The organism is Micromonospora gifhornensis (assembly GCF_016863515.1).
In the GTDB taxonomy this organism is placed as follows: Bacteria; Actinomycetota; Actinomycetes; order Mycobacteriales; family Micromonosporaceae; genus Micromonospora; species Micromonospora gifhornensis.
The window spans coordinates 26,258-45,018 of record NZ_BOPA01000026.1; the positions used below are offsets into that span (position 1 = coordinate 26,258).

Consider the following 18,761-nt stretch of genomic DNA (forward strand, 5'->3'; position numbering starts at 1 on the left):
CCCTCTACCGCCCGCGGGACACCCGGCGGTCGGTTGCAAAGGAGTCGCTGCCGGTGGCAACCATGCCCCTCCATCGTCACGTGCCCGGACGGTCGAGCCGTCCAGGTGGCCTGCGGAGAGCCGCTCACCGTCTGCTCGTCCTGGTGGCCGCCGCCGCAGTCGGCGCTGGCCTGCTCTCCGCCCCCGCGCACGCCGAGCCCTCGGTGGAGGAGATCGAGCGCCAGATCGACAAGCAGTGGCAGCAGCTTGAGCCCACCATCGAGCAGTACAACAAGGTGCGGTCGCAGCTGAAGGTCAACCGGAAGAAGTCGGCCGACCTGCAGAAGAAGATCCAGCCGCTGGCCCTGGAGGCCGAGCTGGCCATGAACCGGGTGGCGGACCTGGCCTCGCGGTACTACGTGAACGGGCCGTCCCAGGAAATCGGCGCGATGCTGCTGAACGCGAAGCCGGACCTGCTGGGCGAGCAGATGACCATGCTGGAGCGGCTGGCGGCGTACGAGCGCCAGCAGCTCGAGAGCGTGATGAAGGTCCGCAAGAAGTACGACACCCAGAAGGCCAAGCTCGACGCGCTGATCGCCGACCAGGAGGCGAAGGAAAAGCAGCTGGCGGCGAAGAAGAAGCAGATCGACGCCAAGATCAAGCAACTTGAGCGGTCGCTGCCGGTGACCACGGTGAAGACCACCAACTGCCCGACCATCAACGGGGTGGTCAGCGCGGCGGCCCGGACCGCCATCAAGGTCGCCTGTGCCCAGGTCGGCAAGCCGTACGTCTGGGGTGCCACCGGCCCGAACTCGTTCGACTGCTCCGGCCTGACCCAGTACGCGTACAAGGCCGCCGGCATCTACCTGACGCACTTCACCGGCGCGCAGTGGAACGAGGGCAAGGCGATTTCCAGGTCTGAGGCCCGCCCCGGCGATCTGGTCTTCTTCCGCAGTGACCTGAGTCACGTCGGCCTCTATCTGGGCAACAATTTGATGGTGCACGCACCCAGAGCAGGTAAACCGGTGAACGTCTCACCGATCACCACGATGCCGGTCGCCGGCTTCCGTCGACCCGGCTGAGCGAGCACACAGGAACATCACCAGGGCCCTCGGTCAAGCGACCGAGGGCCCTGTCCGTTGTCGGATTTGTGCACCGTGAGTGATGGCGTGGATGTGTTGCGTATCGACGGGGATCGTCCCTACGCTGGGCAATCGTCGGCCCGATGGCAGTTCCGTCCACCAGGGGCGGTGACGGTCCGACACCGCCGAGTCGCTTGCGCGAGCCGGGGACCCAGGTTCCCGGGGTGAATCCGCGATCATCGCGGTAGGGCGCTCCCTTCCCGCCCGAACCCGTCAGCTAACCCGGTAGGCGGTACGGGAAGAAGGAGTACGGAGCCCGGTGGCACACCATGCCCCGCGGCCACTGTCAGCACGGCCGGCACCGTCCGGCCCGACGACGGCTGCGCCGCGATCCCGCTGGTACCGCTGCACCACCGCACTCGCCGCTCTGTCCGCGACCGCCGTCATGCTGACCGGCGGCGCGACGGCGGCCCACGCCGAGCCGACGGTCGACGCCATCGAGCGCCAGATCGACGCGGACTGGAACCGGCTCGAACCACTCATCGAACGCCACAACGCCACCCGGCAGGATCTCGCCGGCAAACGCCGGGAGGCCGACGCCCTGGCCGCTCGGATCGCACCGCTTGAGCAGCAGGTCGACGCGGCGATGACCCGGGTCGGCGCGCTGGCGGCGCGGGCGTACAAGGGCGGCACGGTCGGTGCCGTCAACGTCCTGCTGGGCAGCAGGTCGCCGGGCGAGGTCGTGGAGCAGATCGGCCTGCTCGACCGCTACGCCCACTTCCAGCAACAGGACGTACGCGAGGCCAGCGAACTGCGCGACGAACTCACCACCGCCAAGGCCGGGCTGGAACGCACCATCGACCAGTTGACCCGTACGGAGGCCGAGCTCGGGCAGAAGCGACGCCAGATCGACGCCGAGATCGACCGGTTGCAGCGGCTCCGGCTGCGGGCGTACGGCAACGGAGGCGGTGGCCCGCTGCGCCCGGCGCCCTGCCCGGCCGGCTATCCGGGCGGGCCGGCGGGGGTGGCGGTGAAGTTCGCCTGCGCCCAGATCGGCAAGCCGTACGTGTGGGGAGCCGAGGGACCGAACGCGTACGACTGCTCGGGTCTGATGCTTGCCGCCTGGGCGCGGGCCGGGGTGGCGCTACCGCACAACGCGGCCCGGCAGCGTCAGGTCACCGCGTCGGTCAGCCGCAGCGCGCTACGCCCGGGTGACCTGGTCTTCTACTACCGGGATCTGCACCACGTCGGCATGTACGTGGGCGACGGCTGGGTGGTGCACGCCTCCCGCGCCGGTCAGCCGGTGAAGATGAAACGGATGGACACCAGCCCCATCCACAGCTTCGGCCGACCCGGCTGAGGGGTGGTCCCGGCGTTGGCGTGGTCCTGCCGGAGGCGTGGGTCTGGTGTTGGTGTGGTCAGCGGGTTGGCCAGGTGCGCCAGTTCTGCCAGGCCCGGCTCGGCGTCGGCCCGCGCTGACCCTGGTAGCGGGAGCCGTAGACAGCCGAGCCGTACGGGTGCTCGGCGGGCGAGGAGAGCCGGAAGATGCAGAGCTGACCGATCTTCATGCCGGGCCAGAGGGTGATCGGCAGGTTCGCCACGTTGGACAACTCCAGCGTGACGTGCCCGGAGAAGCCGGGGTCGATGAAGCCGGCGGTGGAGTGGGTGAGCAGGCCGAGGCGCCCCAGGCTGGACTTGCCTTCGAGTCGGCCGGCCAACTGGTCGCCGAGGGAGATGACCTCCAGGGTGGAGGCGAGCACGAACTCGCCCGGGTGCAGCACGAAGGGCTCGCCGTCGGGCACCTCGACCGGCGAGGTCAGGTCGTCCTGCCGGGTCGCCGGGTCGATGTGGGTGTAGAGGTGGTTGTTGAAGACCCGGAACAGCTTGTCCAGGCGTACGTCGATGCTGGACGGCTGCACCAGCGTGGGCTCGAAGGGCTCCAGCGCGAGCGTGCCCGCCTTGATCTCGGAGACCAGGTCGCGGTCGGAGAGCAGCATCGCCACACCATACCGATATGGCTGACCTGCGTGTCGCGCTACCTGTCTAGAACGTATGTTCGATAAGATGTCGACATGGCTTCCTGGTCCGAATTCGCCGCTGACGAGCCTCGACTCGCCGACGAGATCCGCCTTCTCATGCAGCAGTACGGCCCGGGCTTCGGCTACCTGGCCACGGTCCGCGCCGACGGCGGGCCCCGGGTGCACCCGGTCTCCCCGGTGATCACCGACGACGGTCTCTACTGCTTCGTGGTCGACTCGCCGAAGCGGCGCGACCTGGAACGCGACGGCCGCTACGCTCTGCACTCCTTCCCGCCGGAGGAGAGCGACGACGAGGCCTACGTCGCCGGTCGGGCCTGGCCGGTCACCGACGACGCCACCGTGGCGCGCCTGGCGCTTGCCGCCCGAGCAGCGCCCCAGGTCGACTGGCGACTGTTCGAGTTCACGATCGAGGTCGCGATGCTCAGCCGCCGCGGCCACGCCAACTCCGACGTGCCGGGCGAGCACGGCGGGACGCCGGCCGTCCAGGTCTGGCTCGATCCGACAGCCACCGCCCCGCAGGCGCAGCGGCCCGCGTCGTTGGCGGCCCACTCCGCCCGCCGCGCCCGCTGCGCCGCCTGACACCAGCCGGTGCCGGCCCCGTCGAACGGGACCGGCACCGGAGACGGTACGCGCCGAAGGGCTCGCGTCAGGCGGCCCGGTAGGTGTTCCAGGCGCTGATCATGCGGCTGGCCTGGCCCGGAGTGAACTGGTACATGCAGGAGTCGTACGAGTAGTCCATGAAGTTGGTGATCGGGTCGAGGCCCGGGGCGGAGCAGGTGTCCCGACCGGTCGGGCAGCCGCTCGCCGGAGAAGCCTCAGCCGGGGTGTCCGAGACCTGGTCACCCGAGCCGGAGCAGCCGCCCTGGAAGGTGTGGTACAGGTTCAGCCAGTGACCGACCTCGTGGGTGCCGGTGTCGCCCTGGTTGTAGTTGGTGGCGGTGCCGCCGGGCAGCGACTCGCTCAGCACCACGACGCCGTCCATGCTGTTCAGCGTGCGCTGCGGGAAGGTCGCCCAGCCGAGCAGGTTGTTGCTCAGTGCTCCCAGGTAGATGTTCAGCGTGTTCTTGCCGCCGACCCGCAGTTGGGTTTTCATCTGCCGCTCGGCGGTGGTGCCCTGCCGGATCGGGTACCACGACGTGTTGGTGACCCGGTTGATGCTCTGCAACTGGAAGGCGAAGGCGGTCGCCGCCCCACCGGTCGCGCCGCTGAACGCCTGGTTGAGCACGTTGATCTGCGATTGGATCATCGAGTCGGGGATGTTTCCGCCGGCGCGGGTGGTGTCCTTCCGGATCACGTGCACCACGACCGGGATGGTGACCGACGCGGCGGCGGCCTGGGTGCCGAGGGAACGCTGACCGACCCGCTTGGCCCGCTCCTGGAGCAGGTCGGCGAACTCGGCCTCCCGCTGGAGGACCTGGCTCTTGGTCAGCTCGTTCGGGTCGTGCACGAGGACGCCGCCACCGCGGACCCGGGCCGCGCTGCCGGTGGGTTCCGCGCACTCCTCGTCGGCGTGCGCATGCCCGTGCCCGGCGGCCAGCGCCGGGCTGGCGGAGATGGTGGCGGCCGGCAGCGCGCCCACCGTTACCAGGCCGAGCGCCATGACCAGTGACGTCGATGCGATGCCGGCGAGGCGCCGGTTCAGCAGGACGGGACGGAGTCCCATAAGCCCACCTCTTTCTGTCGACGCGACCGGGGGGTTGTGTCGCGCCGTGCGGAAAACGTGGGGCAGACGTTACAACCCATCGATAGATTTGAGAATGGGCATATGTTGCTGGGGTGAAACTTCTTGCCGGCCCATGGGGCGGCCCGCCGGTCGGATGGCGAGCGGGGTGCCTGGGTGCACGGGGGCAGTGACTCAGGTACAGTGGTCCCGCTTGCGGGTGTAGTTCAATGGCAGAACATCAGCTTCCCAAGCTGACAGTGCGGGTTCGATTCCCGTCACCCGCTCCACGCGAAAGGCCCTGATCAGGACGCGAGTCCCGGTCAGGGCCTTCAATGTTTCAAGGTCAACGATCATGTGACGTGTCATTGGCGTGCCATTAGCTCACGTTGGGCGCTCAGGCCCGCTCGAAGCCCTGGAACACGCCGGAAGCGTCGACGGAGTCTGCGAAGTCGGCGAAGTCCATGTTCGCGATGGAGAGGTTGGCCGAGACCTCGGCGTACCAGCGGGGTGGTACCCGGAAGGTGCGGCCCGGCTCGTCGCACAGAGAGGCTGGACGGTCTACGCCTGCTTCAGATCGGGGTCGTGACGAGGAGGGCTCTGTGATGGCGCCAAAGCCACTGTAGGTACTGCTGCACTTCCTCCGGCGTGGCGACCCATCCGTTGTCCATGTAGTTGAGGATGCGTTTGATCTCGCCGGGTACGAGGTCGTAGGCCGTCGCTCCGGTTTCCGGGACGGGCGTATCAGGGGGAACGGCCACGGGTAGCGGGACCATCGGGAGGCGAAGTCCGCTCCTGGTGAATGCTCTGAGGACCGTGAGGTAGGCGCGGGCCAAGTGGTAGGGCGAGACGGCGAGCGCGAGGCTGGTGATACCGCGGGCGTGGACCTGGTCGACGATCCACGCAGCCTGCAAGCCGGTGTTGGGGGCTGGCTCGGCTTGGATGTATACCCCGTTGATGCGACGAAGGCCGAGGCTCCGTAGGTAGTCGAGCGTGATCTCGACGTAGGTCTCTTCATCCGGGTTCCCGTTCGCTACTAGAAGGTGGCGGAGCGTTGGGTTCGTCTCCCAGTTGCGGATCGCATGAGTGAGACGCCATTCTTCGCCCTGGCCGGTGGCTACCACGAGCGCGTCCACGTGGTCGGCCGCTGATTGGGGCAAGGTCAGGATCACTGTGAGGACTTTCATGACCTCCAGGAACTGATCGGCTGTGAACCCGGCTAGATCCTCTTCCGCCACAACCCGAGGCGTTGCCTTGTTGGGATTCACCGAGCCGCCCCGGCCGGGCCGTCGTGAAGGCCGATGCGCAAGACCAGGGACACCAGGTCGTCGGGTTGAGGTAGGGAGACCATGCATGCGATCTTTTCAGCCCTCATTGACTCCGTGGGCCCGCTGCTGCTGCGCGCCCTCGCCACCCCCACCCCCGAACTACCCGCACCACTTCGCAGACTGGCGGTGCCGTCACCACCCATCGCCGGCCGTCGAGGGAGCAACCCGGCGTGCCATTGGGCGAGGAGAGTAGGGGCCAATCGAGGCCACGGCAGACTGCCGAGACCTCGCTGTCAAGCCGGTGGCCTGCCGGAGATCGGCAATTCCCAAGCTGGCAGTGCGGGTTCGATTCCCGTCACCCGATCCACGGTCAAAGGCCCTGGTCAGGACGACAGTCCCAGCCAGGGCTTTCGATATTGCTGCGGCAAGCAGTGGCCAGTGGGCGAGCCTGCCCGGCCGAGGAGACCCCACACCGCAAGGGCGCGTGAGCCGCCACCAGTCAGGCACAATTCGGCCGTGACCATCACGATCACCAACTACCGGGACCTGTTCGCCAACATCCGCAAACGCCCCAGGATGTGGCTCATCCGAGAAGACTTCGCCAGCGTCGTGGCATTCGTCGAAGGGTGCAACCAGGCGACCGCACGGACCTTGCTGACTGGTTTCCAGCCATGGCTGGTGGCTCAAGCCGGCTGCCTCAACAACCACGCCTGGTGGAGCATCGTCGCTCACCTGACCGAACCCATCGGTCCCAAGAACGTCCGCGACATGGATCCGGACCTGGACGCCCGCACCGTCGAGAGCCTGTTCGACCTCCTCGACGAGTTCCTGGAGCTACGCGACGAGCATGACGGCATGAACCGCATCTTCGCTGCGCACGAGCAGTGGTACCGCCTCCGCGAACAGAACGGGTGCAGCGCCACCGACGCACCCACCTGCCCCACCGTCCGATGGCCCCGAGCCGCCAGCCGGATCAAGCCCAACACCCCCACCCTTGACAACAACCATTGAGGCTCGACCGGTAGGGCGCTCCGCCTCGTCGACCAGCGATGGAACACGAGCCAGCCGAGGTACAATTTCCTGTACTTATCGGAGGTGGTCATGCGGACCGTGAACTTCACCCAACTGCGCCAGAACCTGGCCGCCGAGCTCGACAGCGTCATCAACGACGCCGAGGAAGTGGTGGTGACCCGGTCGGGTCACGAACCGGTGGTCATCGTCCCGCTTGCGGAGTACGAGGCGATGAAGGAGACCGAGTACCTCCTTCGCAACCCGGCCAACGCCGCAGCCCTGCGCCGCTCGATCGCCGAGCTCGAGCAGGGTGAGGCGGCCGAGCGGGACCTGATCGACCCGGCCACCGTGCGGGACGTCGCGTGAGGCTGGTCTTCACCGCGACAGCCTGGAGCCAGTACCTCAGTCACACCGACCGTAAACTGGTCAAACGCATCAACGACCTCATCACGGACATCATGCGCAACGGATACGAGGGCATCGGCAAGCCGGAACCCCTGCGGGGAGAGCTGTCCGGCTTCTGGTCCCGCCGAATCGACCGCGAACACCGGCTGGTCTACCGGATCACCAAGGACGACGTTGAGATCATCGCCTGCCGGTACCACTACGGCGACCGATAGCGGATCACTCCAGAGCCGCGATCGGACCACAGCACCGTCCACGGTCGGCTGTGAGGGGTTATGGGGTGGCCTGCCTGTCGGTAGCGTGGTGATTGCGGTCGATGGGTCGGTGGTCTTCGCCGCGCTACGCGAGGAGGTTCCGGGTGGATTCCTTGCCGGAGTTGACGTTCGGGCAGCGGTTGAAGGTCTACCGGGAGCGGTCCGGGAAGACTCGTGCGGTGCTCGGTGGGTTGGTGGGGCGTAGCGCCGAGTGGGTCAAGGCGGTGGAGACGGATCGGATTCTGCCGCCGCGCATTCACATGCTGGATCGGATCGCGCGTGCCCTGAAGATCGACGTGTCGGTGTTGGCCGTGGAGCTGGGTGATCGGTCGGCGGCTGTCAACGGGCCGGAGCATCCGGCGCTGGCGTCGGTTCGGGATGCCGTGAACCGCATCCCGCTTTCCGGTGACACCCCGGCGGAGTCGTTGGCCGGTCTGAGGGAGCGGCTTGCGGTGGCGTGGCGGGCGAGGCATCAGGCGTCGGATCACCGTACGGTGCTGGGCGGGTTGTTGCCGGGGTTGCTGCGCGACGGGCAGCGGGCCGTGTTGGCGTACGAGGGTGACCAGCGGCGGCAGGCACAGGCCCTGTTGGCGGAGATGCTCGGGCTGGCACAGATGTTCATCGCGTACCAGCCCGCTGCCGAGTTGCTATGGCGGGTGGCGGATCGGGCGATGGTGGCGGCGCAGGAGTCCGGTGATCCGGAGGCGCTCGCGTGTGCGGGGTGGTTCCTGTGTCAGGTGCATCGGGACGCCGGGGATTGGGACACCGCAATGGCGGTGACGCTGGATGTGCTGTCGGCGCTGGAGCCGCGGGCAGCCGACGGGAGCACGAATCTGCTGGCCTTGTGGGGTGCGCTGAACTTCGAAGCCGCGTACACCGTTGCTCGTGCCGGTGAGGAAGGGCGAGCCTGGCGGTACTGGGACCGTGCGGACCAGGTGGCACAGCGCCTGCCGAAGGGCTTCTACCAGCCGCAGACGTCGTTCTCCCAGGTCATCATGGGTGCTCATGCGGTGACCGTGGCGGTGGAACTGCAGAAATCCGGCGAGGCGGTGCGGCAGGCCCGTCGACATGACGCGGCGGCGATCCCGTCGCGGCCGCGACGGGCACGCCATCTCATCGAGGTCGCGCGGGCGCACTACGGCAAGGACGACAAGGAAGCGACCGTGGCGACGCTGCGGAAGGCGTACGAGTCGGCCCCGGAGACGATCCGCTTCAACGGGTACGCCCGCCAGATCACCTTGGACCTGCTCGACGGGCCGCGTTCCATCCGAGACGATGCCCGTGACCTCGCGGTCAAGGTCGGGCTCGTGCCGTGATCCAGGGGTAGGAACCTTACCCATTCCGCCTCGCCACCGGCCGTAGCTTTCCGGTCACGGGATGCGGCGGGCGGTGCGATCAACGCCTGGCCGCCGCGTCCCCCGCAATCAGAGGGTGGCGGCAACAGTGCCCTCGTGATCGGCGAGGGAGGTTACGTGCGGCGCGTCTCGTACGACGAGTATCTCTCCGCTACCGCGTTGACGTTCGCGCGGCGGCATCGGCCGGTGTGGTGTTGGCAGCGCTGGCGGCGTGTCTGCCGATGCGGTGCCGACCTGCCCTGTCGTGCCCGGCATCGGATCCCGATCAACCGTGGCCACTGGCCGCAGGAGAGTGAGCAGTGACCGGCGGGCCGGAGCGCATGATTCTCGCCGTACACGTCCGAGGGCTCGACGGTATGTGTGCGGGTTGCCGGGTGTGGTGGGCGCGGCTGGTGCCGTACCCGTGCTGGCAGGTGGAATGGGCGACGAGCCGGCAGGCCCGCGCGAGCGTGGCCCGGTTCCTGGGGGGCGTGCGGTGAGCACGCACGGTCCGGTGTTGCTGATCTGGAGCTGTGGTGGCTGCGACCTGCCTTGGCCGCCGGCTGGGGCGCTGCATCGACGCTTCATCGGCTGGGCCAGGCAACCATCAGAAGGACGGTAACCGGACCAGAACACATCGGGGCGAGACGAGCGCCGTCGACCACGGAACTTCGTAGGTGGCCGACTGTCGATACGCTGCTGGCCGTGGGAGCGATCAAGCCGTGGCAACTGTTCATTCTCAGCCTGTGCTGTCTGGTGCCGCTCGCCGCGGCGGCCGTCGCTGGCCTCTGGATGGCGCGACGGAACCGCAAGTAGGGACCGAGGTCTCCGACGCGATGGTGCCGCGCCCGATGACCGGGATCGCCGTACCCTGGTGATCATGCGGATTGGCATCGTGATTCTGCCCGACCAGCGCTGGTCGGTGGCCCGGCACCGCTGGCAGCAGGTCGACGAGTGGGGGTTCGACCACGCCTGGACGTACGACCACCTGGGCTGGCGGGATCTGGTGGACGGGCCCTGGTTCGACTCGATGGCCACGCTGACCGCCGCCGCGACGGTGACCTCCCGGATCCGGCTCGGGACGCTTGTCGCCTCGCCCAACTTCCGGCATCCGGCGGCGTTCGCCCGGCAGGTGACGGCGCTCGACGACGTCTCCGACGGTCGGGTGCTGCTCGGGCTCGGCGCGGGTGGCATCGGCTTCGACTCGGCGGTGCTCGGTGGCGAGACGCTGCCGCCGCGGCAGCGGGTGGACCGGTTCGCCGAGTTCACCGAGCTGCTCGACGCGATCCTGCGCGAGGACGGTACGACGTGGCGCGGCGACTGGTTCGCGGCTGTCGACGCGCGCAACAACCCCGGGTGTGTGCAGCAGCCACGGGTGCCGTTCGTGGTCGCTGCGAACGGGCCGCGTTCGATGCGGCTCGCCGCCCGGTACGGCCAGGGCTGGGTGACCATCGGCGTCGGTGGCGACGACCTCGACACCTGGTGGGCGGGGGTGGCCGAGACGGTGGCCAGGTTCGACTCGGTGTTGGCGGCACAGGGACGTGACCCGGACGCGCTGGACCGCTATCTCTCGTTGGACGCGGCTCCGGTCTTCTCGTTGAGCAGTGCCCAGTTCTTCGCCGACCAGGTCGGGCGGGCGGCCGAGTTGGGCTTCACCGACGTGATCACGCACTGGCCCCGGGAGAGCAGCTGGTACGCCGGTGACGAGGCGGTCCTGGCCGACGTCGCCACCCGCCTCCTGCCGCAGCTGAGAGGCTGAGGACGCCGGGGTCAGGTGCTCAGGTCGCCGGTGGCGATGCCGCCTTCGCCGGCGCTGACCAGGCGGAAACGGAGGCAGACGATCTGGGTGTCGTCGGTGACCGGGGTGCCGATACGGGCCCAGTAGGCGGCGTGGCCGGCCCGCCACTCCTCGATCGAACGGTCGCCCTCACCCTCGGCGCGGGCGAAGTCCCACGGCACCTCGGCGAAGCGGTACATCTGCACATCGGTCACCTCGACGACGCCCACCAGCGCGTCGTGGTCGTCGACGAGGGCCAGCCGCTCACCTACGTGTTCCAGTTCCTCGCCGTCCTCGGCGTACTCGTCGAGCAGGCCGGCGGTTGCGGTCTTCACCCCGTTGAGCACCAGCGTGTTGAGGTGGGTTCGCAGCTCGCCGGGGGTACCGAGAGCGAGGGCGCGCAGGTCGCCGATCCGTGGCCACATCCTGCCGAGGGTACCGGCCGACCAGCCGGTGGGCGCCCGGTGACGCTTCGGCCATGCCGCTGCGGCTTTTCTGGCGGTACGGTCGATGCCCGACAAGAAGGAGATGTCCATGGCGGACCGACGTGCGGTGCTCATTCCGGGGCGTGGCTACGACACCCGGTACCCACTGTTCCTCTATCTGGGTGAGGCGCTGCGGCGGGCCGGTTTCGGGCTGCACGGAATCTCCTGGCAGGTGCCGGAGGACTTCGACGTGGACACCATCGGCAGGTGGGTGTGCGACCAGGTCGCTCCGTCCCTGAATGAACGCACGGACCTGCTGGTCGGCAAGTCGCTCGGCACGCTGGCCGCGCCGCTGGCCGCCGCGCGCGGGTTGCCCGCCGTCTGGCTCACCCCGCTGCTGCACCGGGCGGAGCTGGTCGACGCGCTGCGCCGGGCCACCGCCCCGTTCATCCTGGTCGGGGGTACGGCCGACTCGTCCTGGGACAGCGCGACCGCCCGGCGGCTGACCCCGCACGTGCTGGAGATCCCGGCCGCCGATCACGCGTTGATGGTGCCGGGGCCGCTGGCCCACTCGGCCGAGGCGCTCGGCCGGGTCTGCACCGTGGTCGAGGGCTTCGTCCGCGTCCGCTGAGCTGAGCTGCGTGCGCGGCGCGGCTGCGTGCGCGGTGCGGGTGTGGGCGCGGTGCGGCTGCGTGCGCGGCGCTGGTGTGGGCGCGGTGCGGGTGTTAACAAGGGGCCCTTGCTCTACCTGAGGCGTTAATAAGGTGCCCTTCCTTTCACGTGGGCAGGGTGGTGAGGGCGTGGATGCGGAGGGTGGTCGCTACGGACGGGGGGCAGTCGACGACCACGGCGGAGGTGCCCACCGGTTCCGCGCCGAGGCTGGCGCAGATGTCGTAGAGGGCCTGGACCTGGGCGGCGGTGGCGACCCAGTCGTCCACCACCAGCACCCGGTCGCCGGCGTTCAGGTGTCGGCTCTGCACCGCCAGGTCGACGCGCCGACCACGGAAGTCGGACGGGCTCTGCGCCCAGGTCAGTGGCCCGGCGGGCAGCCGTCCGTCGCCCGGCTTGTGGGCCGGCACGAAGCCGACGCCGAGCGCGGTGGCGGCCAGCGGGCCGAGTAGGAACCCGGTGACCGCCGGTGCCACGACCACTGTGGGTCGGGCCGCCCGGAACGGTGCGACAAGTGCCGGGCCCAACTCGGCGAGGACGGTCGGGTCCCGCCACCAGCCGGAGATGTCGCTGACCAGGTGGCTCGCGTCCGGGCCCGGGTCGACCCAACGGAACAACTCGACGAGACGCTTGCTGAGCTCGGCGGACATCTTCCTATGGTGCGCCGGGACGTCGGCGGGCAGCGGGCCGCCCGGCCGATCGCAGGTCGGATGATCGGCTTCAGGTATCGCCGCAATTCCGGCCATACCACCATGATCACGTTGACTTCGGAAGTGCTTCTCTCGCTATGGTCCGACCCGATTTGATCTGTTGAGGAAAGGACCGGGCCGGTGACTGGTAGGCACACCCGTACCCGCAGGATCAGTTCGCCGGCCGGTATCGCGGCCAGCGCGGTGGTGGCCGTCGCGCTCGCCGTCGGTGGCACCGTCGGCGCCGTACAGTTGACCGCCGGGTTGGAGCCGGTCCGGCCGGCGGCGATCGACTTCTCGCCCAGCTCCGCCACGCCTGAGCTGGCCAGCGGCTCGCCGAGCGCCAGCGGCTCGCCGAGCGCTACCGCGAGCCCGACGCCGACCCGTACCGCGCAGGCGCCGTCGCGCAGCAAGCCGCGTACGCCCAGCGCCAAGCCGACGCCGAGCACGAAGCCGACGCCCACCGCGAAGAAGACGACGGCGCGACCGGTGGTGGAGACCGGCTCCTGCGGCGCGTCGTTCTACTGGCAGGGTCAGATGACCGCCAACGGCGAGACGTTCAACCCGGAGGACATGACGGCCGCGCACAAGACGCTGCCGTTCAACTCCAAGGTCCGGGTGACCAATCCGGCCAACGGCAAGTCGATCACCGTCCGGATCAACGACCGGGGGCCGTTCATCGACGGCCGTTGCCTGGACCTGTCCCGGGCCGCGTTCGCCGAGATCGCCTCGCTCGACCTGGGCCACATCGAGGTCCGGTACGAGGTGCTCGGCTGAGCCGGTGCCGGCCGGCGATCGGCTCTGGCCCACGATCCTGGTGGTCAGAGTCCGCTCGTACGACGGGTCAGGTTCGTGCTTTCGTTCACATCCATCAGGCATGCTGTCGGACGTACGCACGCGACTCCTCCAGCCGGGCCGTAGCCCGCTGAGCCCCGGATCCCGCGCCGGCCTCGGCGCGGCCCTCGTTCTGCTCGCAACCGTCTCGGCGGTGGAGCTGGCCGACGGTCCCGCCGCGAACTACATCGCGTTGATGGTGGCCGCCCCCTTCCTGGCCGCCGCGTTGGCGTCCTGGCGGGTGGTGCTCGGTGTGGGGGCGGCGGCCTCCCTGCTCGGGGCCGGCTTCGCGCTGGCCGAGCGGATGCTGTCGTTGTCCACCGCGGTCGCCGTGGCGGGCATCGTGCTGGGCGCCGGCATCGCTGCGGCGGTGGCGTCGGTACGGGAGCGGCAGGCCAAGCAGATCGCCGAGTTGTCCAAGCTGGCGGCGGTCGCCCAGCAGGCGGTGCTGCGCCCGCTCGGCCCTCGGGTGGGCGCCCTGTCGGTGGCCGGGCGGTACATCTCCTCCACCGCGCGGGCGGAGATCGGTGGCGACCTGTACGAGGCGATCGAGACTCCGTACGGCGTACGCATGATCATCGGAGACGTACGCGGCAAGGGGCTGGAGGCGGTCCGGCTGGCCAGCATCGTGCTCGGCTCGTACCGGCACGTGGCCTACGAGCGGGCCGACCTGCGGGCCGTGGTGGCGGACCTGGACCGCGCGGTGGCCCGCAACGTCGGCGACGAGGACTTCGTCACCGCGGCGCTTGTCGAGGAGCGTGGCGGCACGCTGACCATCGTGAACTGCGGGCATCCGGCTCCGTTGCTGCTGCGCGGTGGTGCGGTGATCCCGCTGGAGCCGCCCGCTCCCGCGCCGCCGCTGGGTTTCATGCCGGTGGTCCGTCCCCGGGTGGAGCGGTTGGAGCCGGGCGATCGCCTGCTGCTGTTCACCGACGGTCTCGGCGAGGCACGTCGGGACGGCGAGTTCTTCCCGACTGCGGACCGGGCCTGGCGGTTGCTCGGGCACGGCACGGTCGCCGACGGCCTGGCGTCGCTGGAGACCGCGCTGAAGGAGTGGGTGCACGGGCGGCTCGACGACGACATCGCCCTGGTGTTGATGGAGTACACGGGCACCGCGAGCGGTGTGACAGCGGTGGTGCCGAGCTGGGAGGTCGGCGCGACCGAGGGCTGAGGCGCCGGCCATGTTCGATCGTGTGTAATTGCCGTCACTTCGGCGAGCGACTTGTCGCTGTCTACCCGTGAGTAATACAGTCGGGGTTACTGATCGGTAACACCTGTCCGGAAGCGGGGCCAGCGGCATGACCCACTACAAGAGCAACCTTCGGGACCTCGAGTTCAACCTGTTCGAGGTGTTCGGGGCGGACCGGGCGTTCGGCCAGGAGCCGTACACCGACCTCGACGTCGACACGGCGCGGACCTTCCTCGCCGAGATGGACCGCCTGGCACGCGAGGACCTGGCCGCCAGCTACACCGACAGCGACCGCAACCCACCGGTCTTCGACCCGGCCACGCACACCGCGCCGCTGCCGGAGTCGTTCAAGAAGTCGTACCAGGCGTTCATGGACTCCGAGTTCTGGCGGCTGGACCTCCCCGCGGAGCTGGACGGCAGCAACGCACCCCGGATGCTGTGGTGGGCCCTCGCCGAGCTGGTGCTCGGCTCGAACGCCCCGATCTGGATGTACGCCTCCGGCCCGTCCTTCGCGCACGTGCTGCGCGTCGAGGGCACCGAGCGGCAGAAGAAGTGGGCCAAGCTCTTCGTCGACAAGCAGTGGGGCTCGACGATGGTGCTCACCGAGCCGGACGCCGGCTCGGACGTGGGCGCCGGCCGGGCCCGCGCCATCCCGCAGCCGGACGGCTCGTGGCACATCGAGGGCGTGAAGCGCTTCATCACCTCCGGTGAGCACGACCTCAGCGACAACATCGTCCACTACGTGCTGGCCCGCCCGGTCGGCGTGGAGGGCGTGGGCGGCCCGGGCACCAAGGGTCTGTCGCTGTTCGTCGTGCCGAAGTACCACTTCGATGAGGAGACCGGCGAGCTGGGCGAGCGCAACGGCGTCTACGCCACCAACGTCGAGCACAAGATGGGCCTGAAGGTCTCCAACACCTGCGAGCTGACCTTCGGCGAGCACGGCGTGCCCGCCAAGGGTTGGCTGATGGGCGACAAGCACGACGGCATCCGGCAGATGTTCATGATCATCGAGTACGCCCGGATGCTCGTCGGCACCAAGGCGATCGCCACCCTCTCCACCGGCTACCTGAACGCCCTGGAGTACGCCAAGAACCGGGTGCAGGGCGCCGACCTGCTCCAGTCGACCGACAAGACCGCCCCCCGGGTGACCATCACCCACCACCCCGACGTACGGCGCTCGCTGCTGCTGCAGAAGTCGTACGCCGAGGGGCTGCGGGCCCTGGTCTGCTACACCGCCTCCTGGCAGGACAAGGTCGCCATCGCCGAGGCGGCCGGTGACGAGAAGGCCACCAAGCTGGCCAAGCGGGTCAACGACCTGCTGCTGCCGCTGGTCAAGGGCGTCGGCTCGGAGCGGGCGTACGAGCTGCTCGGGCACGAGTCCCTGCAGACCTTCGGTGGCTCCGGCTTCCTCCAGGACTACCCCCTGGAGCAGTACGTCCGGGACGCCAAGATCGACACCCTGTACGAGGGCACCACGGCGATCCAGAGCCTCGACCTGATCTTCCGGAAGATCGTCCGGGACAACGGCAAGGCCCTGATGGCGGTGGCCGCCGAGATCCAGGAGTTCATCACCAGCGAGGGCGGCAACGGCCAGCTCAAGCAGGAGCGCCAGGCGCTCGGCAAGGCGCTGGCCGAGATCCAGACCATCCTCGGCGTGCTGACCGGCTGGCTGGGCGAGGCACAGGGCGGCGACACCCGCGCGCTCTACAAGGTCGGGCTCGCCAGCCGGCGGTTCCTGCTGGCGATCGGTGACCTGGTGGTCGGCTGGCTGCTGCAGAAGCAGGCGGACGTGGCGCTGAAGGCGCTGGCCGGTGAGGTCTCGGCGGCGGACAAGGCGTTCTACACCGGCAAGGTGGCTGCTGCCCGGTTCTTCTCCCGCGAGGTGCTGCCGCGCATCGGCGCCGACCGGCGCATCATCGAGGGCACCGACCTGGAGATCATGGACCTCCCGGAGGAGATCTTCTGATTTGCCGATAGCGGCTCCGGACGGCCGGTGGGCGTACTGCCCGCCGGCCGTCGGCGTGTTCGCCCAGCGCGGCGCGGGTAACCCCGGCTCGGACGGGTAACCGTCGCGGGCCAGTCAACGTACGCCCAGAAGCAACCGCACGGGGGAGTGCCGCGCACATGGGCATTGGTAGTGGGATCTTCCTGATCGCCATCGGTGCGATCCTGACCTTCGCCATCCGGGCAAACGTCTGGTGGGTCGACCTACGCGCGGTCGGTTGGGTTTTCATCCTGGCCGGCCTGGGCGTCCTGCTCACCACGCTCTGGTTCTGGCAGGATCGCCGAAAGCGGGCGAGGACGCTGATCGTGGAGGAGAACCGGCTGTCTCATCCGACCGCGATGATGCCGCCACCTCCCGATCCGCCGCCGCCCACCGCACCACCGAGCTGAGGCACCACACGCGCTGAGTCAGCAGGGCCACCGGCCCGCTGGCTCGGCGCGTCCGTTTTCAGCCTCTTTCAGCCTCGGGCGGTGTGCCGGGCGCTGATCGCGGCCGTACCGCGAGCCAGGTCCGCCCACGGCAGCGTGCTCCGGTGCACCACCAGGTCGCTGGTGCGCAGCCCGTCCGGGTCGGCCCGCGGTGGGTCGAGGAACTCCGACAGCAGCGAGATGCCCGGGTTGTGGGCGATCAGCAGGACCGTGCCGACCGTCGGCTCGACCCGTCGTACCAGGGTCAGCAGATCGTCCGGATGTGCCTCGTACGCATCCGGCTCGTAACGGACTTCCGGCACCGGACCGGCCGGGCCACCCTCCGGGGGTGACCCGGTCATGCCCATCTCCACGCCGTGCCAGGTCTGTCGGGTCCGCAGCGCCGCCGAGCAGAGCACCACCTCGGGCAGCAGCCCGTACCGGGCCAGCCAGGCACCGGCTGCGGCGGCGTCGGCTCGCCCCCGCGCCGACAGCGGGCGCTCGACGTCGAGACCGTCCGCCGTGGGTGGTTCCGCCCTGGCATGCCGCAGCAGCACGAGCGTCCGTTCCTGCACCGCGCCGTCCCTCATGTCACCAGCTTGCCCGATTGGCGATCTCCGTGGCGGGGTAAGTCCAGGCATGCCGCAACCTCATCGATGGCCGCGGCGAAGTGGAATGCAGCTTCGATAGCCGAGGAGACGAGAGATGGGCATCGGTGGCAGTATCTTCCTGATCGCGCTCGGCGCGATCTTCGCGTTCGCCGTGGAGGCGGATCTCGGCTGGCTCAACCTGAGCGTCGTCGGCTGGGTGCTGATGCTCACCGGGGTTGCCGGCCTGCTCGTGACGCTCTACTTCTGGAACTCGCGCCGACGGACCGTGGTCACCCCGGTCCGTCAGGAGCGGGTCGTCGCCGACCGGGCCGTACCGGTCCAGGACGACCGGGTGGTGCAGGAGTACCGCGAGGTGCGCCGGCCCGGCCCCACTGTCTGATCCGCGTCCGCAACCCGGGGGGTCGGTGGGTTCGCCCGCCGACCCCCCGTGCGGTCAGGCGAAGAGGGCGAAGTAGATGGCGATGTGGTGACAAATCGCCGCGACCAGGGTGCAGGCGTGGAAGAACTCGTGATGCCCGAACACGGTGGGCCACGGGTTCGGCCGGCGTAGCGCGTAGAAGACCGCGCCGACGGTGTAGATCGCGCCACCGACGCTGAGCAGCACCAACGCGGTGACGCCGCCCTGGTGCAGGATGTCCGGCAGGATCGCCACCGCCACCCAGCCGAGCGCCAGGTAGAGCGGTGCGGAGACCCACCGCGAGACGTGCGGCCAGATCATCTTGAGGGCCACGCCGGCCAGCGCGCCGCCCCAGACCACCGCCAGCATGGTCACGGTGGCGCGGTTGTCGAGCAGCAGCAGACAGAACGGCGTGTACGTACCGGCGATGAACAGGAAGATCATCGAGTGGTCCATCCGCCGCATCACCTGGAAGCCGCGGGCGGACCAGACGCGACGGTGGTAGAGCGCGCTGGTGCCGAAGAGGCCGCAGACGGTGAAGCTGTAGACCGCGCAACTGATCAGGGGTGTCCAGCCGGGCCGGGCGGCGGCGATCGAACAGAGCACAATGCCACAGACCACGGCGACGAAGAACGCGTACGTGTGCAGCCAGCCGCGCATCCGGGGTTTCCCGATGTCGACCGGCTTGAGCCGGGACGGTGCTGAGGTCGTCACATCACCAGGTTA

The 18,761-nt window shown here is 69.1% G+C and carries 22 protein-coding genes, 1 tRNA gene and 1 riboswitch; of the genes, 15 read left to right on the plus strand and 8 right to left on the minus strand.

Annotated features, from left to right (window positions below; all coding sequences use genetic code 11):
* Nucleotides 1-47 precede the first annotated feature (47 nt).
* Together Vgi01_RS18650 and Vgi01_RS18655 are read left to right on the plus strand one after the other, a co-directional pair.
* Nucleotides 48-1,061: a C40 family peptidase gene (locus Vgi01_RS18650; protein ID WP_102657754.1), complete on the plus strand. Its 1,014-nt coding sequence runs from the start codon at nt 48-50 to the stop codon at nt 1,059-1,061.
* A gap of 173 nt (nt 1,062-1,234) precedes the next feature.
* A riboswitch (cyclic di-AMP (ydaO/yuaA leader) is annotated at nt 1,235-1,368 on the plus strand.
* Nucleotides 1,369-1,380: 12 nt separating this feature from the next.
* Nucleotides 1,381-2,421 carry a C40 family peptidase gene (locus tag Vgi01_RS18655; RefSeq protein ID WP_204291862.1) on the plus strand — a complete coding sequence of 347 codons (1,041 nt, stop codon included), beginning with the start codon at nt 1,381-1,383 and terminating at the stop codon, nt 2,419-2,421.
* A 58-nt stretch (nt 2,422-2,479) separates the two neighbouring features.
* Here the strand turns inward: Vgi01_RS18655 and dcd are convergent, their stop codons facing one another.
* Nucleotides 2,480-3,058: a dCTP deaminase gene (gene dcd / locus Vgi01_RS18660; protein ID WP_013730777.1), complete on the minus strand. Its 579-nt coding sequence runs from the start codon at nt 3,056-3,058 to the stop codon at nt 2,480-2,482.
* A gap of 75 nt (nt 3,059-3,133) precedes the next feature.
* On the opposite strand from dcd, the gene Vgi01_RS18665 reads away from it, so the two are divergent.
* Entirely contained in the window at nt 3,134-3,679 is a 546-nt protein-coding gene (locus tag Vgi01_RS18665) for a pyridoxamine 5'-phosphate oxidase family protein (RefSeq protein ID WP_102657702.1), read from the plus strand.
* Nucleotides 3,680-3,746: 67 nt separating this feature from the next.
* Here Vgi01_RS18665 and Vgi01_RS18670 read toward each other — a convergent pair whose 3' ends face one another.
* The gene (locus tag Vgi01_RS18670; protein ID WP_102657703.1) at nt 3,747-4,763 is read right to left on the minus strand and encodes a zinc metalloprotease; all 1,017 of its coding nucleotides are present in this window, start codon (nt 4,761-4,763) and stop codon (nt 3,747-3,749) included.
* Between the two features lie 213 nt (nt 4,764-4,976).
* On the opposite strand from Vgi01_RS18670, the gene Vgi01_RS18675 reads away from it, so the two are divergent.
* Nucleotides 4,977-5,050 (plus strand) — tRNA-Gly (locus tag Vgi01_RS18675).
* A 107-nt stretch (nt 5,051-5,157) separates the two neighbouring features.
* Here the strand turns inward: Vgi01_RS18675 and Vgi01_RS31445 are convergent.
* Both Vgi01_RS31445 and Vgi01_RS18680 read right to left on the minus strand, forming a co-directional pair.
* Nucleotides 5,158-5,367, minus strand: a complete 210-nt coding sequence (locus tag Vgi01_RS31445) for a DUF6924 domain-containing protein (RefSeq protein ID WP_373306998.1) — start codon at nt 5,365-5,367, stop codon at nt 5,158-5,160.
* Nucleotides 5,333-6,028 carry an ElyC/SanA/YdcF family protein gene (locus Vgi01_RS18680; RefSeq protein WP_373306995.1) on the minus strand — a complete coding sequence of 232 codons (696 nt, stop codon included), beginning with the start codon at nt 6,026-6,028 and terminating at the stop codon, nt 5,333-5,335. Before Vgi01_RS18680 ends, Vgi01_RS31445 begins: the two co-directional genes overlap by 35 nt.
* 516 nt (nt 6,029-6,544) lie before the next feature.
* On the opposite strand from Vgi01_RS18680, the gene Vgi01_RS18685 reads away from it, so the two are divergent.
* The 5 genes from Vgi01_RS18685 (at nt 6,545) to Vgi01_RS18705 (ending at nt 10,791) form a co-directional block, all read left to right on the plus strand.
* Nucleotides 6,545-7,039, plus strand: a complete 495-nt coding sequence (locus Vgi01_RS18685) for a hypothetical protein (RefSeq protein WP_204291864.1) — start codon at nt 6,545-6,547, stop codon at nt 7,037-7,039.
* 90 nt (nt 7,040-7,129) lie between these two features.
* Nucleotides 7,130-7,405 (plus strand): type II toxin-antitoxin system Phd/YefM family antitoxin, encoded by a 276-nt coding sequence (locus Vgi01_RS18690; protein ID WP_204291865.1) that lies wholly within the window; start codon nt 7,130-7,132, stop codon nt 7,403-7,405.
* The gene (locus tag Vgi01_RS18695) at nt 7,402-7,659 is read left to right on the plus strand and encodes a Txe/YoeB family addiction module toxin (protein ID WP_102657706.1); all 258 of its coding nucleotides are present in this window, start codon (nt 7,402-7,404) and stop codon (nt 7,657-7,659) included. The genes Vgi01_RS18690 and Vgi01_RS18695 overlap by 4 nt, the downstream gene beginning before the upstream one ends.
* A 143-nt stretch (nt 7,660-7,802) precedes the next feature.
* The gene (locus Vgi01_RS18700) at nt 7,803-9,014 is read left to right on the plus strand and encodes a helix-turn-helix domain-containing protein (protein WP_204291866.1); all 1,212 of its coding nucleotides are present in this window, start codon (nt 7,803-7,805) and stop codon (nt 9,012-9,014) included.
* Nucleotides 9,015-9,912: 898 nt separating this feature from the next.
* Nucleotides 9,913-10,791: an LLM class flavin-dependent oxidoreductase gene (locus Vgi01_RS18705; protein WP_102657756.1), complete on the plus strand. Its 879-nt coding sequence runs from the start codon at nt 9,913-9,915 to the stop codon at nt 10,789-10,791.
* An 11-nt stretch (nt 10,792-10,802) separates the two neighbouring features.
* Here the strand turns inward: Vgi01_RS18705 and Vgi01_RS18710 are convergent, their stop codons facing one another.
* Nucleotides 10,803-11,234 carry an ASCH domain-containing protein gene (locus Vgi01_RS18710; protein WP_102657709.1) on the minus strand — a complete coding sequence of 144 codons (432 nt, stop codon included), beginning with the start codon at nt 11,232-11,234 and terminating at the stop codon, nt 10,803-10,805.
* 109 nt (nt 11,235-11,343) lie between these two features.
* Here Vgi01_RS18710 and Vgi01_RS18715 point away from each other — a divergent pair, with 109 nt between their 5' ends.
* Nucleotides 11,344-11,865 (plus strand): alpha/beta fold hydrolase, encoded by a 522-nt coding sequence (locus Vgi01_RS18715; RefSeq protein ID WP_102657757.1) that lies wholly within the window; start codon nt 11,344-11,346, stop codon nt 11,863-11,865.
* Between the two features lie 145 nt (nt 11,866-12,010).
* Here the strand turns inward: Vgi01_RS18715 and Vgi01_RS18720 are convergent, their stop codons facing one another.
* Complete coding sequence (locus Vgi01_RS18720; protein ID WP_204291867.1) at nt 12,011-12,553, minus strand: phosphoribosyltransferase; 543 nt, start codon at nt 12,551-12,553, stop codon at nt 12,011-12,013.
* A gap of 180 nt (nt 12,554-12,733) precedes the next feature.
* On the opposite strand from Vgi01_RS18720, the gene Vgi01_RS18725 reads away from it, so the two are divergent.
* The 4 genes from Vgi01_RS18725 (at nt 12,734) to Vgi01_RS18740 (ending at nt 17,009) form a co-directional block, all read left to right on the plus strand.
* Entirely contained in the window at nt 12,734-13,369 is a 636-nt protein-coding gene (locus tag Vgi01_RS18725) for a septal ring lytic transglycosylase RlpA family protein (protein ID WP_204291868.1), read from the plus strand.
* Nucleotides 13,370-13,469: 100 nt separating this feature from the next.
* Nucleotides 13,470-14,597: a PP2C family protein-serine/threonine phosphatase gene (locus Vgi01_RS18730; protein ID WP_204291869.1), complete on the plus strand. Its 1,128-nt coding sequence runs from the start codon at nt 13,470-13,472 to the stop codon at nt 14,595-14,597.
* A gap of 127 nt (nt 14,598-14,724) precedes the next feature.
* On the plus strand, nt 14,725-16,581 hold the full coding sequence (locus Vgi01_RS18735; RefSeq protein ID WP_102657713.1) for an acyl-CoA dehydrogenase: 1,857 nt from the start codon (nt 14,725-14,727) through the stop codon (nt 16,579-16,581).
* Between the two features lie 158 nt (nt 16,582-16,739).
* Nucleotides 16,740-17,009, plus strand: coding sequence for a DUF6458 family protein (locus tag Vgi01_RS18740; protein ID WP_013730795.1), 270 nt, complete (start codon nt 16,740-16,742; stop codon nt 17,007-17,009).
* Between the two features lie 68 nt (nt 17,010-17,077).
* Here Vgi01_RS18740 and Vgi01_RS18745 read toward each other — a convergent pair whose 3' ends face one another.
* Nucleotides 17,078-17,617: a SixA phosphatase family protein gene (locus Vgi01_RS18745; protein WP_204291870.1), complete on the minus strand. Its 540-nt coding sequence runs from the start codon at nt 17,615-17,617 to the stop codon at nt 17,078-17,080.
* A gap of 115 nt (nt 17,618-17,732) precedes the next feature.
* On the opposite strand from Vgi01_RS18745, the gene Vgi01_RS18750 reads away from it, so the two are divergent.
* Nucleotides 17,733-18,017: a DUF6458 family protein gene (locus Vgi01_RS18750; protein WP_013730797.1), complete on the plus strand. Its 285-nt coding sequence runs from the start codon at nt 17,733-17,735 to the stop codon at nt 18,015-18,017.
* A gap of 54 nt (nt 18,018-18,071) precedes the next feature.
* Here the strand turns inward: Vgi01_RS18750 and trhA are convergent, their stop codons facing one another.
* The gene (gene trhA, locus Vgi01_RS18755) at nt 18,072-18,749 is read right to left on the minus strand and encodes a PAQR family membrane homeostasis protein TrhA (RefSeq protein ID WP_102657715.1); all 678 of its coding nucleotides are present in this window, start codon (nt 18,747-18,749) and stop codon (nt 18,072-18,074) included.
* Nucleotides 18,750-18,761 lie beyond the last annotated feature (12 nt).

Excerpts from the sequence above, each read along its gene's own strand:
- Vgi01_RS18715 (WP_102657757.1), top strand. The coding sequence starts at position 11,344 with ATGGCGGACCGACGTGCGGTGCTCATTCCGGGGCGTGGCTACGACACC.
- Vgi01_RS18690 (WP_204291865.1), top strand. The coding sequence starts at position 7,130 with ATGCGGACCGTGAACTTCACCCAACTGCGCCAGAACCTGGCCGCCGAG.
- Vgi01_RS18735 (WP_102657713.1), top strand. The coding sequence starts at position 14,725 with ATGACCCACTACAAGAGCAACCTTCGGGACCTCGAGTTCAACCTGTTC.
- Vgi01_RS18750 (WP_013730797.1), top strand. The coding sequence starts at position 17,733 with ATGGGCATCGGTGGCAGTATCTTCCTGATCGCGCTCGGCGCGATCTTC.
- Vgi01_RS18665 (WP_102657702.1), top strand. The coding sequence starts at position 3,134 with ATGGCTTCCTGGTCCGAATTCGCCGCTGACGAGCCTCGACTCGCCGAC.
- Vgi01_RS18730 (WP_204291869.1), top strand. The coding sequence starts at position 13,470 with ATGCTGTCGGACGTACGCACGCGACTCCTCCAGCCGGGCCGTAGCCCG.
- Vgi01_RS18705 (WP_102657756.1), top strand. The coding sequence starts at position 9,913 with ATGCGGATTGGCATCGTGATTCTGCCCGACCAGCGCTGGTCGGTGGCC.
- Vgi01_RS18740 (WP_013730795.1), top strand. The coding sequence starts at position 16,740 with ATGGGCATTGGTAGTGGGATCTTCCTGATCGCCATCGGTGCGATCCTG.
- Vgi01_RS18710 (WP_102657709.1), bottom strand. The coding sequence starts at position 11,234 with ATGTGGCCACGGATCGGCGACCTGCGCGCCCTCGCTCTCGGTACCCCC.
- dcd (WP_013730777.1), bottom strand. The coding sequence starts at position 3,058 with ATGCTGCTCTCCGACCGCGACCTGGTCTCCGAGATCAAGGCGGGCACG.
- Vgi01_RS18745 (WP_204291870.1), bottom strand. The coding sequence starts at position 17,617 with ATGAGGGACGGCGCGGTGCAGGAACGGACGCTCGTGCTGCTGCGGCAT.
- Vgi01_RS18670 (WP_102657703.1), bottom strand. The coding sequence starts at position 4,763 with ATGGGACTCCGTCCCGTCCTGCTGAACCGGCGCCTCGCCGGCATCGCA.
- Vgi01_RS18720 (WP_204291867.1), bottom strand. The coding sequence starts at position 12,553 with ATGTCCGCCGAGCTCAGCAAGCGTCTCGTCGAGTTGTTCCGTTGGGTC.